This window comes from Streptomyces tyrfis, from assembly GCF_037034285.1.
Classification (GTDB): domain Bacteria; phylum Actinomycetota; class Actinomycetes; order Streptomycetales; family Streptomycetaceae; genus Streptomyces.
On sequence record NZ_JBAGJZ010000010.1, the window covers coordinates 53,992 to 67,791 of the forward strand.

Below are 13,800 nucleotides of genomic sequence, written 5' to 3' on the forward strand. Positions count from 1 at the left end.
CGTGCTGCCGACCAGGCCGAACCCGGGCTCCAGCGTTTGCGCGACAAATCGCCGGAACGTTCGGCGAGTCGAGCGAAGCGACGACGCCGCCGTACGGGGAACCGCGCCGCTCCCGCAGCGGCGACGGTCGGCGGCGGTGGCACTCGACCGCCGCGTGGCCGAATAGCGGCGGTGAGGGGTTCGGGACCGTTGACCGGCCGCACCTCGTCCATATAGTTGCCTCAGGCACCTAACTCCGTGAGGGGTGTTGGGTGGCATCCTCTGCCGAGGAGGCAGGCATGATCGAGACACCGGCGGACACATCAACGGCACTCCCGGACTATCCGATGCCCAGGGCGACCGGGTGTCCCTTCGATCCGCCCCCCGCCCTGCGGGACCTGCAGAACGAGAAGCCCGTTTCCCGGGTGCGCATCTGGGACGGCACCAGCCCGTGGGTGATCACGCGTTACGAGGACCTGCGGGCCCTGCTCGGCGACCCGCGCATCAGCGCCGACCCCACCCGCTCCGGCTATCCGCACCGCACCGCCGGGATGAAGGACCGGGACCAGGCGCGCCGCACGTTCCTCACCATGGACGATCCGGAGCACGCCCGCCTCCGCCGGATGGTGACGGCGCCCTTCACGATCAAGAAGGTCGAGTCCCTGCGGCCGTCGATCCAGCGGATCGTCGACGACCTCATCGACGGCATGCTCTCCGGGCCGAAGCCGGTGGACCTGGTCGAGGCGTTCGCGCTGCCGGTGCCCAGCCTCGTGATCTGTGAACTGCTCGGTGTGCCCTATGAGAAGCACGACTTCTTCCAGCGCCACACCAGGGTCATCGTGCGCCGCACCTCGACGGCGGACGAGGTGCTCGCGGCGTCCGAGGCGCTGACCGACTACCTGGACGGCCTTCTGGCGGTGAAGCGCGCCCGGCCGGGGGACGACCTGCTCTCCGCGCTCGCCGTGCAACGAGTGGCCACCGGCGAGATGACGCAGCGTCAGGCCGCTGAGATGGGTGTGCTCATGCTGGGCGCGGGCCATGAGACCACCGCGAACATGATCGCGCTCGGTACTCTCGCCCTGCTGCGGAACCCGGACCAACTCGCCCTGCTCCGCGATGCCGAGGACCCCAAGGTGATCGCCTCGGCCGTGGAGGAACTGCTGCGCTACCTGAACATCACCCATTCCGGCCGCCGCCGCGTGGCGCTGGAGGACATCGAGATCGGCGGCCAGGTCATCCACGCCGGGGACGGCGTCATCTTCGCCAATGACATCGCCAACCGGGACCCGGGGGCCTTCCCCGACCCCGACCGGCTCGACGTCACCCGCGACGCCCGCCGTCATGTCGCCTTCGGCTTCGGAGTGCACCAGTGCCTGGGCCAGCCGCTGGCCCGCGTCGAACTCCAGGTCGTCTACAGCACGTTGTACTCCCGCATCCCCACCCTGGCACTGGCCACCGGGGCCGACCGGCTGGACTTCAAGCACGACGGCCTCGTCTACGGCGTCTACGAGCTCCCCGTCACCTGGTAGTACCCCCCGGACCCGACAGCCCCTCCGAACGAGAAGAGAGACCACATGCGCGTGGAAGTCGACCAGCCCACATGCGTCGCGTCCGGACAGTGCGTCCTGATGGCCCCCGAGGTCTTCGACCAGGACGACGACGGCATCGTCCGTCTGTTGGACCACACCCCTGATCCCTCGCAGGACGACGCGGTGAGGGAATCGGCCGCGGTCTGCCCGGCCGCGGCGATCCGGCTGGTGGAGCAGTGACCTCCGGACCGCCGGTCCGCCGCGTGGTGATCGTCGGCGCCTCGGCGGCCGGGCTGTCGGCGGCCGAGACCCTGCGCCGCGAGGGATTCGGCGGTTCCCTGACCCTCGTCGGTCAGGAACGGCACCTTCCCTACGACCGGCCGCCGCTCTCGAAGCAGGTCCTCACCGACGCCTGGTCGGCGGACCGCGTCGCGTTGCGCCGGCCCGCGGAACTGGACGCCCTGGGACTGGACCTGCGGCTGGGCGTGCCCGCGGCCGCGCTGTCGCCGGGCGCACGCACGGTGACGCTCGCCGACGGCGCCGAACTCGCCTATGACGGCCTGATCGTGGCCACCGGGGTCCGGCCGCGCCGGCTGCCCGGGTGCGACCTCCCCGGCGTACACGTGCTGCGCGACCTGGAGGACGCCCTCGCGTTGCGCGACGGGCTGGCCGCCGGCGGGCGGCTGGTCGTGGTGGGCGCCGGGTTCCTCGGCGCCGAAGTGGCCGCTGCGGCCCGCTCCTCGGGCGCGGCCGTGACCCTCGTCGAGCCCGCCCCCGTACCCCTCGCCCACGCCGTCGGGCAGCGGACCGGTGCGTACCTGGCGCGTACGCACCGGGACCACGGGGTTGACCTGCGGGCAGGGGAGAAGGTCGCCGAGATCACCGCCCGCGCGGGCCGTGCCACCGGAGTGCGTCTGGCCGACGGCGCGGCGATCCCGGCGGACGACGTACTGGTCGCCGTCGGCTCCGGCCCAACACCGAATGGCTGCGCGGCAGCGGCCTGGGCCTGGCCGACGGCGTGGAGTGCGACCAGTACAGCGCCGCCGCACCCGGGATCTACGCGGCGGGGGACGTGGCCCGCTGGCACAACCCGCTGTTCGGCACGCGGATGCGCGTCGAGCACCGCACCAATGCGGCCGAGCAGGGCATGGCAGCCGCCCGCAACCTCCTGGACCCCGAACACGCCAAGCCGTTCGCGCCGTTCCCCTACTTCTGGTCCCAGCAGTACGGGCGCAGAATCCAGGCCTTCGGCCACCTGCGCGATCATGACGAGGCGCGGGTGGTGGAGGGCGATCCGGCGGACGACCGCTTCCTCGTCGCCTACCGTACGGGACCCACGCTCACCGGGGCGCTGGCCGTGGGCATGCCGCCGAAGGTCCTGCACCGTTGGCGGGCCGCCATCGCGGCAGGGACGCCGTGGCGGAGCGCACCGGCCACCGCCCTGCTCCCCACTTGATGCGGAGCGTGCCCGGCCGGCGTCGCGGCGCCGGTTCCGCACGCGCGACTCCCGCCCGGTGCCCGGCAGGCGCCGCTCTACCAGTAGTGCTTGCGCCCGGCGACCGCGTGCCCCATGGCGCCCAGGAGCCACAGGATCACGCCCACCACGGCGAGAATGATCCCGATCGTCCACAGGATGGCGATGCCGGTCAGGAAGCCCACGATCAGCAGAATTACTCCGAGAACGATCACAACACGCTCCCCTCTCGCAGGTGTGCGAACTCTTCCTTCACTGTGTTCCTCGAACGTCTCCGCGGCAACTGCGCGGGGCGGGGCGAGCGCGCCGCCCCGAGGGGCCCGGCCCGCCAGGGGAAGCCGATGTGTCCAGGGGGTCCGACACCTCGGGGGAAGCCGTGCGCTGTCCCGCGCGGCGGCGGTGGCTGGTGTCGCACCAGGGCAGGGTGCGGCTGCGCCGGCAGGTGCAGACGGCGACGACGAAGCGGTCCGAGACATGGGTGACGCCGTCGGGCCCCGTCACTTCCACCGGCCCCTCCACCAGCACCGGGCCACGCTCGGTGACGGTGACACGGCGCGGTGCGTCAGGTTCGTTCGGCACGGATGACCACCAGTTCCTCGGTCGTTCCCTCGTCCTTCAGCAGCTTTCGCTCGCGCAGCCAGTCCATCCGGGACAGCAGAACCGGGCCGAAGGGTATGCGCACGCGGTCGCTGACGGCCGCGTCGAGACCCATGTGGTCGAGAAGCCGGAGAGTCGCGTCGGGATCGCACAGTCCGGAGTGCACCATCAGCAGCACCCCGCCTCGCCGCAGTGCCGCAGGCGCGCCCTGACAGACCCGGTCGACCACCGCCCGGCCATCGGCTCCGGCGTCCCAGGAGCGGGCGGCGCCGTGCCGAGGGGCGTCGGCCGCGGGGGCCGGCACATAGGGCGGATTGCACAGCACGAGGTCGTAGGAGTGGGCGCGGACGGCGGAGGTCAGATCGCTGCGGCGCACGGTGATACGCCGACGACGCAGCACCGCGTTGAGGCGCGCCGTCACGACCGCGCGACGCGAGATGTCGACGGCCGTCACGTTCCCGCCCAGCTCCGCGGCCCGTACGGCCAGTGCCCCGCTTCCGGTCCCGACGTCCAGGACGGCCGTCCCGGGGCCGATGTCCTCCCCGTCCAGCGCCGACATCAGCAGCCGGGTGTCGTGCTGCGGCGCGTAGACCCCCGGCAGCCTGACCAGAAAGGGGGCCGGGACATCCATGAGTCTGTCGGCCATGCGCTTGCTCCCGTCGGGGAGGACCGGACGTGGACTTCCATGGTCCCCGCGGACGGTTCCGGTCGCCTCTCGGCGTGACGGCCGACCGGCCCGGGCGGGGTGTGGCGCTCCGTGTGGCGGTGCCGGCACGGTGCACGGGGTCTCCGGGGCGCCGCTCACCCGTCCCAGGACGCCAGGAGCCGTGCACCCAGACGATCCTCCAGATACGAGGTCGCGCAGACGCCGAACGCGATGTCCGGCTCCAACTCGGGCTCGTCGCCGAGGAGTCCGCCGATGACGTCCCGCCGCACGATCTGCTCGTGCACGGCGTCGGCCTCGACATGTTCGTTGTAGAAACGCGCCGCGGACGGACCGGCGCCCGTGCGCTCCATCGCGCGCGCCAGGCGCCGGGAGGCGGGCGACGAGGTGATCTCCACCGTGGCGAAGTGGCCCACCAGGGCTCCGCGCAGACGCCGGTGCAGCCCGAAGAGCGACATCGCGTTCACCAGGGCGAGCATCTCCGCACAGCCCGTGTCCAGATAGTGGCCGTAGCCCGTCTCCAGGCCGAGATCCGACATGAGGTCCGCGAAGAGACGGGCGTGCACCCGGTTCGCTCGCCCGCCGCCGAACTCGTCGTACTCGACCGCCGCCATGCCCGCCTTGGCCCGGCCGCTGAGCCGTGGCAGCACCCAGGCGTGCGGATCCGCCTCTTTGAGGTGGTAGAGAGAACGCTGCTGCGCGTACGCGCGGAGATGTTCCAACGTGCCTCGTGCTTCGAGGAATTCCGCGACGCCGCAGCCGTCGACGGGCTCGACCAGCAGATCGGCCAGGAGTGCGTCCAGCGGCTGCCCGGCGCCCGCGTCACGGCGCAGAGCGGTCAGGAATCGGCCCTCCAGCGCCGCGCGCACCGTGAGGAGCGCCGGGGCCCACTCCCATCCCGGATCGACCCCGTCGAAGCCCCGGTAGTGCAGTTCGTAGCAGGTGTACAAAGCCAGTTGGAGATCGTCGCCGTAGGGGTCGGCCCGGCTCACGGCCGCCGCTCCCGGCGGCGCGCACGTTCCTCGGAGGGTTCCGGCCGTCGCGGCGGAGAGCGGGCCGCGGTCCCGTGGGAGCAGCGGCCCGCGACGGTTTTCGCCCATGCCTCTCACATCCCGTGCGTTCCGAGCGGTCTCCGGGGCGATGCGCGGGCGCCCCGGGTCGATCCGGGGGCGTCCCGGAGAGTACGGCGCGGCCGCGTCCGTCCGCCACGCACTCCCCACCCCTCGATGCTGGCCCGGTGCGCGCGCTCCCGCATCTCCGGGAGCGGAGTCTCGGGTGCGTCTGCGAGTGTCCCCGGCACGCGCATATGTTCCCACTTCCCGTTCCGGCACGGTGCGGGCGCCTCGCTCCGCCGGGCGGGGCGTCCGGCGATTCCGGTGCGGGCCGGGACGTGCGACCGCGACAGGGCGCCGACCGGTCACCTCGGTGCGTTCCGCCGCCCGGGACGGGGGCGTGCGGCGATCGTGTGAGTGCCGTGCCCCTGTTCCGCGTCATGCGGGGGTACGGGCCGAAAGGCCCGCATAGTGCACAGTGGTGCGCCGGGTGCCGCGGGCGCGCTTCTCGGTGTGCCGTCCGCGAGCCGAAGAGGGAGTTGACCGGTGTTGCTGTTCCCGGGACGCAGACGCGCCCTCAAGGAGAAGTCGCGTCGCATCGCCGAGGCCGGCTATGCCGCGGTCGACCGCCGGGCACCTCTCTCGGAGGCCGCGCGGGGCTTGACGCGCAAGGCGTTTCCGGACCACTGGTCGTTCCTCCTGGGCGAACTCGCCCTGTACAGCCTGATCGTCCTGGTCCTGACCGGCACCTTTCTGACGCTGTTCTTCGATCCCAGCATGAAACAGGGCCCCTACCTCGGTTCCTACGCCCCACTGCACGGCCTGACGATGTCTCAGGCGTACGCCACGACGTTGCACATCAGCTTCGACGTGCGGGGCGGACTGCTGATCCGGCAGATGCACCACTGGGCGGCCCTGGTCTTCATCGCGGCTCTGGGAGTGCATCTGCTCCGGGTGTTCTTCACGGGTGCGTTCCGCCGCCCGCGCGAGGGCAACTGGATGGTGGGTGTGACGCTGTTCCTCCTCGCCCTCCTGGAGGGCTTCTGCGGCTACTCCCTGCCCGACGACCTGCTGTCCGGCACCGGAATGCGCACCGCGAACACCATCGTGAACTCCCTGCCCGTCGTCGGAACGTATCTGAGCCACTTCCTGTGGGGCGGCTCCTTCCCCGGCCACTCGATCCTCCCGCGCCTCTTCGTCGTGCATGTCCTCTTCGTGCCCGGCCTTCTCATCGGTCTGGTGGTCGTCCATCTGGCGATGGTCGTCTACCTGAAACACACTCAGTGGGCGGTGCCCGGGCGCACCAATCGCAACGCGGTGGGGCAGCCGATGTTCCCGCACTTCACCGCGAAGTCGGCGGGACTGAGTCTGATGGTGGCCGGTGTCACCGCCTGGCTCGGCGCCGCCGCGCAGATCAACCCGGTGTGGAGCTACGGCCCCTACCGGGCGGAACAGGTGTCCACCGACTCGCAGCCGGACTGGTACGTCGGGTTCCTGGAAGGGGCGCTGCGGCTCATGCCCCCGTGGGAGAACCAGGTGGCGGGCCATACGCTCATGTGGAACGTGCTCGTTCCGGCGGTGGTGCTGCCGGGCCTGCTGTTCCTGGTCCTCTACCTCTATCCCTTCTTCGAGAAGTGGATCACCGGCGACGACCGGGAGCACCACCTGTGCGACAGACCCCGGGACCGCGCCACGCGCACGGGGCTGGGCGTGGCGGCCATCGTCTTCTACGCGGTGCTGCTGGCCGCCGGCGGCAACGACGTCACGGCGTTCGTCTTCCGCGTCTCGGTCGAAACACTCACCTGGATTCTCAGAGTCGCCGTGGTCGTCGGACCGGTGATCGCCTACCTCGTCACCAAACGCGTGTGCCTGGCGTTGCAGGCGCATGAGCGTCAGGTCCTGGAGAGGGGACAGGAGACGGGTCGGGTCGAGCAGAACGTCTATGGCGCGATCCGCGGCGGGCACCGGCCGCTCGACGCCGTGCGACGCTACCGGGCACTGGTCCGGGACGTGCCGCGGCCGCTGGCCGCTCCCGAGGAAGGGGCGCCGCGCCACGCACGGCTGCGTTCTCTGCTGAGCCGTTGGTACTACCGCGACCGGGTCGACGTGCCGGTGACGGAGGAGCAGCACGCGCAGATCTCGGAGCGGCTCGAGGACCCGGTCGGCGAGGCGGAGAAGCGGTAGGGCCCACCCCCGGAGTCCCGCCGTCCCTCCGGAGTCCCGCCGTCCCCGAAGTTCCGCCGTTCCGCGAGCCCCACTGTCCATCGGAGTCACACCGTCCCCCGTCCCCCGGGGAGCCGTTCAGTCGTCCCGCCCGGCGAACTGGAACGTCATGCCGAGGACCCCGCAGAGCGTGACGCCGAGGCCGATCAGGATCAGGAAGAGCTCGTAGACCAGGCCCAGGGCGATCAGCGCCATCCCCACGGCCACGGTCACCGGGTAGGCGCTGTGCGGGGGGAAGAAGTCCACGAAACCGGCACGCTCCTGGATGTCCGAGTCCGGACGGTCCTCCGGGCGAGTGCCTCTCCTGCGGTGGTTGGCCCAGCAGAAGAAGCTGATGAGCGCCGACATGAGGAAGGAGACCGTGAGGGCCGCGGCGCCGGCCGGTTCGCGTGCGAACCAGAGGTAGGCGGCGTCGGTCAGCAGGAAGAACAGGGCCACGCCGGCGAAGAGCCGCGCCTCCGTTCTCATGCGCCCCGCCCTCCGATCGTGTCCGGGGTCGGCGCGCTTCCGCCCGGTTCCGCGGCCTTCGTCGTGAGCGCCTCCGGATGGTTCAGGTCGAACGCGGGCGAGTCCGAGCGGATGCGCGGCAGCGCCTCGAAGTTGTGCCGCGGCGGGGGACAGGAGGTGGCCCATTCCAGTGAACGGCCGAATCCCCAGGGGTCGTTCACCGTCACCGCGGGTGCGTGTCTCGCCGTCCTCCAGACGTTGTAGAGGAACGGCAGTGTGGAGAGGCCCAGCAGGAACGCGCCCATCGAGGAGATGGTGTTGAGCGCGGTGAAGCCGTCGGACGCGAGGTAGTCCGCGTACCGGCGGGGCATGCCCATCTCGCCGAGCCAGTGCTGGACGAGGAAGGTGGTCTGGAAGCCGGTGAAGAGCGTCCAGAAGTGGATTCTGCCGAGCCGTTCGTCGAGCATTCTGCCGGTCATCTTGGGCCACCAGAAGTAGAAGCCGCCGAACATGGCGAAGACGATCGTGCCGAACAGGACGTAGTGGAGATGGGCGACCACGAAATAGCTGTCGGTGACGTGGAAGTCCAGTGGCGGCGAAGCGACGAGGACCCCGCTCAGTCCGCCCAGGAGAAACGTGGAGAGAAAGCCGACGGCCCAGAGCATCGGCGTCTCGAACGAAAGGCTCCCGTTCCACATCGTGCCGATCCAGTTGAAGAACTTCACGCCCGTCGGCACCGCGATCAGGAACGACATGAGCGAGAAGAAGGGCAGCAGCACGGCCCCCGTGGCGAACATGTGATGGGCCCAGACGGAGGCCGACAGCATGGTGATGGCGATGGTGGCCCCCACCATGCCGACGTAGCCGAAGACGGGCTTGCGGCTGAACACGGGAATGATCTCGGTGACCACGCCGAAGAACGGCAGCGCGACGATGTAGACCTCCGGATGCCCGAAGAACCAGAACAGGTGCTGCCAGAGCAGCGCCCCTCCGTTGGCCGGGTCGTAGACGTGCGAACCGAACTTGCGGTCCGCCATCAGCGCCAGCAGGGCCGCCGTGAACACCGGGAACGCCAGCAGGGCCAGGATCGAGGTGAAGAGGATGTTCCAGGTGAAGATCGGCATGCGGAACATCGTCATTCCGGGGGCGCGCAGGCAGACGATGGTGGCGATGAAGTTCACGGACCCCAGGGTGGTGCTGATGCCGCTCAGGACCAGCCCCATGGCCCAGAGGTCGCCGCCGGCCCCGGGGGTGCGGATGGCGCTGTTCAGCGGGGCGTAGGCGAACCAGCCGAAGGAGGCGGCGCCGCCGGGAACGATGAGACCGCTGACGACGAGCAGCCCCCCGAAGAGGAACAGCCAGTAGGTCAGCGCGTTCAGCCGCGGGAACGCCACATCGGGCGAGCCGATCTGCAGCGGCATGACGGCGTTCGCGAACCCGGCGAACGTGGGCGTCGCGAACAGCAGCATCATGACCGTGCCGTGCACGGTGAACAGCTGGTTGTACTGCGTGGGATCGAGGATCTGGAGACCCGGCCGTGCCAGCTCGGCGCGCATCACCATCGCCAGGGCCCCGGCGAGCAGGAAGAAGCCGAATGAGGTGACGAGATACATGGCGCCGATCGTCTTGTGATCGGTCGTCGTCACGATCTCGCGGATCCGGCAGCCCAGGAGCACCCGGGGGTTGTCGGTCACGTCACTCTCCGGCGGTGTCCGCTGCAGGGGTTCCAGCTGTGACATGTGGTGTCTCCGTGGTTCCGGGCGGCGGTGACGGGGCCCACCGCCGCGCATCCTGGGTAGCCCCTTTCGGACGGCCGGAAACCTGCCTGTGAGCTGATTGGCCTCCGTGATCCCCACGGGCGTTCGTGACCGCCGTCGCCGTTCGCGTACGGCGGCAGGGCACGACGGGGCCCCGGCGGGTGCGGGTCGCGGCGAGGGCGCGTCGTGGGGGAGCGGAGTACGGTCCGGCCTCACCGGCAGGAGAGGGACGGTGGGGCGACGGGCGGTTACGCCAGGGGGGCTACGGCTCCGCTTCGGCTCCGCTTCTGCTTCGCCGGGCTCCTGGCGAGCCGTGACGGTGTCCGGCACCCCGAGTGCCGGACACCGTCACGGGAGTCGGCGCGTGCACCGGCTCTCCACCGGTAAGAACGAGGCCTCGCGGCGGAGGATTCGCCGCCGAACGGGTGAGCGGCCCCGTTCGGCGGCGGGCCGGCCGAGCGGGAGCCACCGGAGCGCGGCGAGGGGAGCCACTGGAGCGCGCCGAGGAGAGTCTCGGGGCGGCAGCCCGCGAGGGGGCCCTGGGCGGAGCCCCTGGGGGGCGCCGAACGCGGCGGCACCGTCGTCGTCCTCGGCGAGAACGGCGACTGCGACTGGAATCCCCGGCCTGCGGGGACCGCGGCCCGCCGAGACCAACTTCTGGTGGTGGCGCACCCCCGGCGGTGACAACGGCGTCCGCCGCGCCGCCCACGGCCACGAGGCGTGGGACCACCTCACCGAACGCGCCGTCCGCCGGCACTATCACGGCCTCCTGGAACCCCCGGCCGGCGCCACCGTCCTGGCCTGCGCGGAGCTGGAACAGGAGGGCGACCGCGCCACCCGGCAGGTCCTCCTCCACGAGGACCGCGTCTCCACGCCCGGCCGCCTGATCGTCACCACGATGGACCCCGTCTACCACCCCGGGTCCCGCTTCATGCCGGGCGCCGCGCAACTCCTCCTCGGCCTGCTCCGCCGGACCGGCACCACCGCCCCCGCGCGCCCGGAGTGAGACCTACGGCGGTCTGCGCCGTCACAGCCACCCGCGGCGCTGCGCCTGCAACGCCATCTGGAACCGGTTCACGGCGCCCAGCCGGGCCATCAGGACCTGGATGCGGCGGAAGAGCGTGCGGCGACTGACCCCCAGCTCACGGGCGATGACGTCGTCGCTCGCGCCACCCGCGAGCAGCCACAGCAGACGGCGGTCGGCGGGCGGCAGACCGCCCGGGCGAGTGGTGCGGCCGTGCAGGGGAAGGGCGTTGTGCCAGCACTGCTCGAACAGCGCGACCAGCGCGGAGAGCAGACCGCACGGCTGCACCACCAGCATGGTGTTGTGGACGTCGGCCTCCCTGCTCGACAACGAGACGAGCGCGTACGCCTCGTCGATGATGAGCAGCTTGACCGGCACCGACGGCAGCACCCTGGCCTGTTCGCCCGCCTTGACACACGGTTCGACGGCCTCCGCCAGATGACCGGGGTGCTCCAACGACTCCCGAGAGTAGACGACGCGTTGGGTCACCCCGCGGGCGAGCGTCGCCAGCGCGTCGTCCGTCGCGCCGACCAGGGGAAAGTACGGCGGCGACTCGAACTGCCGGATCTGCTCCCGGGCGCTCATCCAGGCACGGCGCATCCGGGGACCGATGGCGTCGCCGGTGACGACCTCGACGAGGTGGTCGTCGTACGCGGCCAGCCGCTGCCGCCGGAACGACTCGAAGGCGCCCCCGACGGCGATGCGCGACTCCTCGACCTCGGCCACGCGGTGCCGGGCGAGGACCTCCAGGCCGGCGGCCGGCGGAACCGGGGCCACCACGCCGTCGGCCGCCTCGGCGGCGCCGGCCAGACCGGCGTCCACCAGCGCGCCGTACGCGGAGGCCAGTTCCGGACCGTCCAGTCCGGTCGCCGCCGCGACCTCGCCCAGCGGAGCCGGCGCCATTTCCAGCAGTGCCAGGTAGACCCGTCCCGCGGCTTCATCGACGCCCAGGAGCCGAAGGGCCTCGGCGAGTCTCGCGTTCGTCATGTGCCGCATTATCGACGACCCCGGCCGGGCGGGGTGGCCGATCAGTGCCAGTGGCACGCCTCGGCCCCGGGCGCGCGCGGCACGGGATACCGTCCGGGAGACGCCGATGACCGGTGGCGACGAGGGCGGTCCCGGGCGTCGCACGGCGGGGCGGCGTGGGCGGGGCCCGGCCGCATCCGGAGCGCGCCCGCCCGTACGGCCTGCTCTTTGGCCCTCGCCGCCGGACAGCCTCCGGGAAGAAGCGGCCGAACAGCCCCTCGGAAGAAGCCGTCGAACAGCTTCTCCAGAAGAATCCAGAAGAACCAGAAGAAGGTGTATGCCGTGGCGAAGCGCCGGAAGAACGGTCTCTACGCAGGGATCTCCGAGGAACTGTCCGCCCTGATGCGGACCGGATGGGCGGACACCGAGCGGCACGACCTGCGGCCCGACGAGCAGGCCCCGTACGCGGCCCGTCGCCGCGCCGCGCTCTCCGCGCGCTTCCCGGGAGAACGCCTCGTCATTCCCTCCGGACACCTCAAGGTCCGCTCGAACGACGACAGCTACCCGTTCCGGCCGTACTCGGGCTACGTCCACATGACGGGAGATCAGGCCCGGGACGGCGCCCTCGTCCTCGAACCCCGGGCGGACGGCGGCCATGACGCCCACTGCTACCAGCTGCCGCGGGACAGCAGGGACGACAACGACTTCTGGACCGTGGCCACGGCCGAGCTGTGGATGGGCCGGCGCCGCTCCCTCGCCGAGTCGGAGCGGGTGCTCGGCCTGCCCTGCCGGGACGTCCGCACGGCGGCCGACGACCTGGCCGCCGCCCCCGGCGTGCCGACCCGGATCGTCCGGGGAGTCGACCCCTCCCTGGAGGCCGCCGTCACCACCGATGAGGAGCGCGACGCCGGGCTGGAGGAGGCGCTGAGCGATCTCCGCCTCGTCAAGGACGACTGGGAGATCGCCGAACTCCGCAAGGCCGTGGACTCCACCGTGCGCGGATTCACCGATGTGGTCGGCGAACTCTCCCGGGCGGTCGCGTCGTCCGAGCGGTGGATCGAGGGCACCTTCTTCCGCCGTGCGCGCCTGGAGGGCAACGCCGTCGGCTACGGTACGATCTGCGCCGCCGGCGAGCACGCCACGATCATGCACTGGACGAACAACGACGGACCGGTGCGCCCGGGCGAACTGCTCCTGCTCGACGCCGGAGTGGAGACCCACACCCTGTACACCGCCGACGTCACGCGCACCCTGCCGATCAGCGGCGCCTTCACCCCGCTCCAGCGCGAGGTCTACGACGCGGTGTACCAGGCCCAGGAGGCCGGCATGGCGGCCGTGAAGCCGGGCGCCGCGTACCGGGACTTCCACGAGGCGTGCCAGCGCCACCTCGCCGCCCGGCTGGTCGACTGGGGCTTCATCGAGGGCCCGGCCGACCGCGCGTACGAACTCGGCCTCCAGCGCCGCTTCACGCTGGCGGGCACCGGCCACATGCTCGGCCTGGACGTCCACGACTGCGCGCGGGCGCGGAACGAGGAGTACGTCGACGGCGTGCTGGAGCCGGGCATGGTGCTCACCGTCGAGCCCGGACTGTACTTCCAGCCGGACGATCTCACCGTGCCCGAGGAGTGGCGCGGCATCGGCGTCCGGATCGAGGACGACCTGGTCGTCACCGACGACGGGCACGAGAACCTGTCGGCGGGCCTGCCCCGGTCCGCGGACGACGTCGAGGAGTGGATGGCCCGGTTCGCGGGCTGAGCGCGCGAAGGACCCCGGCCCGGCGCCCGCCGAACCGGGCCGGCGTCCGGGGACGCGCGGGCCCGCCCGGGCGCCGGGCGGGCCGTCCCCGTTCCTCCCCGGCCCGCGCCGCCGGGACGTCCGGCCCGGGCGGTGACGCACCGGCGGAACGCCCGTCGAAACCGCCCCGTCAGAGCGGAACACACCCACCCCGGAAGGAGCCCACAGCGACACCCCGCACACTGCTCCGACGCGCGACCGCGGCCCCGGCCGCCCTGTCCGCACTGCTCCTGGTCACCCCCCGGCCGACGCCGCCGCGCCCGCCCGGTCCGCCGCGACACCTGGGACGACCCC

General features: G+C 71.6%; 12 protein-coding genes and 1 pseudogene. 6 read left to right on the plus strand and 7 right to left on the minus strand.

Going from position 1 to position 13,800, the window contains the following annotated elements:
- The first annotated feature begins 278 nt into the window (after positions 1-278).
- The 3 genes and pseudogenes from WA762_RS10090 (at position 279) to WA762_RS10100 (ending at position 2,964) form a co-directional block, all read left to right on the plus strand.
- Positions 279-1,508, plus strand: coding sequence for a cytochrome P450 (locus WA762_RS10090; protein ID WP_335934945.1), 1,230 nt, complete (start codon positions 279-281; stop codon positions 1,506-1,508).
- Between the two features lie 45 nt (positions 1,509-1,553).
- Positions 1,554-1,748, plus strand: coding sequence for a ferredoxin (locus WA762_RS10095; protein WP_335934947.1), 195 nt, complete (start codon positions 1,554-1,556; stop codon positions 1,746-1,748).
- Positions 1,745-2,964: pseudogene (locus tag WA762_RS10100) on the plus strand (NAD(P)/FAD-dependent oxidoreductase). Before WA762_RS10095 ends, WA762_RS10100 begins: the two are co-directional and overlap by 4 nt.
- A gap of 77 nt (positions 2,965-3,041) precedes the next feature.
- Here the strand turns inward: WA762_RS10100 and WA762_RS10105 are convergent.
- The 4 genes from WA762_RS10105 to WA762_RS10120 form a co-directional block, all read right to left on the minus strand.
- Entirely contained in the window at positions 3,042-3,197 is a 156-nt protein-coding gene (locus WA762_RS10105; RefSeq protein WP_335934949.1) for a DUF6131 family protein, read from the minus strand.
- A 37-nt stretch (positions 3,198-3,234) separates the two neighbouring features.
- Complete coding sequence (locus WA762_RS10110; RefSeq protein WP_335934950.1) at positions 3,235-3,561, minus strand: CDGSH iron-sulfur domain-containing protein; 327 nt, start codon at positions 3,559-3,561, stop codon at positions 3,235-3,237.
- Positions 3,545-4,225, minus strand: coding sequence for a HemK2/MTQ2 family protein methyltransferase (locus tag WA762_RS10115; RefSeq protein ID WP_335934952.1), 681 nt, complete (start codon positions 4,223-4,225; stop codon positions 3,545-3,547). Before WA762_RS10115 ends, WA762_RS10110 begins: the two co-directional genes overlap by 17 nt.
- 155 nt (positions 4,226-4,380) lie before the next feature.
- Positions 4,381-5,343 (minus strand): iron-containing redox enzyme family protein, encoded by a 963-nt coding sequence (locus WA762_RS10120; protein ID WP_335934954.1) that lies wholly within the window; start codon positions 5,341-5,343, stop codon positions 4,381-4,383.
- Positions 5,344-5,844: 501 nt separating this feature from the next.
- On the opposite strand from WA762_RS10120, the gene qcrB reads away from it, so the two are divergent.
- Positions 5,845-7,479 carry a cytochrome bc1 complex cytochrome b subunit gene (qcrB, locus tag WA762_RS10125; RefSeq protein WP_335935110.1) on the plus strand — a complete coding sequence of 545 codons (1,635 nt, stop codon included), beginning with the start codon at positions 5,845-5,847 and terminating at the stop codon, positions 7,477-7,479.
- Between the two features lie 117 nt (positions 7,480-7,596).
- Here qcrB and ctaF read toward each other — a convergent pair whose 3' ends face one another.
- On the minus strand, positions 7,597-7,986 hold the full coding sequence (gene ctaF, locus WA762_RS10130) for an aa3-type cytochrome oxidase subunit IV (protein WP_335934955.1): 390 nt from the start codon (positions 7,984-7,986) through the stop codon (positions 7,597-7,599).
- On the minus strand, positions 7,983-9,704 hold the full coding sequence (ctaD, locus tag WA762_RS10135; RefSeq protein ID WP_335934956.1) for an aa3-type cytochrome oxidase subunit I: 1,722 nt from the start codon (positions 9,702-9,704) through the stop codon (positions 7,983-7,985). Before ctaD ends, ctaF begins: the two co-directional genes overlap by 4 nt.
- A 382-nt stretch (positions 9,705-10,086) precedes the next feature.
- Here ctaD and WA762_RS10140 point away from each other — a divergent pair, with 382 nt between their 5' ends.
- Positions 10,087-10,728: a hypothetical protein gene (locus tag WA762_RS10140; protein WP_335934957.1), complete on the plus strand. Its 642-nt coding sequence runs from the start codon at positions 10,087-10,089 to the stop codon at positions 10,726-10,728.
- Between the two features lie 21 nt (positions 10,729-10,749).
- Here the strand turns inward: WA762_RS10140 and WA762_RS10145 are convergent, their stop codons facing one another.
- Positions 10,750-11,733, minus strand: a complete 984-nt coding sequence (locus WA762_RS10145) for a LuxR family transcriptional regulator (protein ID WP_335934959.1) — start codon at positions 11,731-11,733, stop codon at positions 10,750-10,752.
- 321 nt (positions 11,734-12,054) lie between these two features.
- On the opposite strand from WA762_RS10145, the gene WA762_RS10150 reads away from it, so the two are divergent.
- Positions 12,055-13,467, plus strand: coding sequence for an aminopeptidase P family protein (locus tag WA762_RS10150; RefSeq protein ID WP_335934961.1), 1,413 nt, complete (start codon positions 12,055-12,057; stop codon positions 13,465-13,467).
- Positions 13,468-13,800 lie beyond the last annotated feature (333 nt).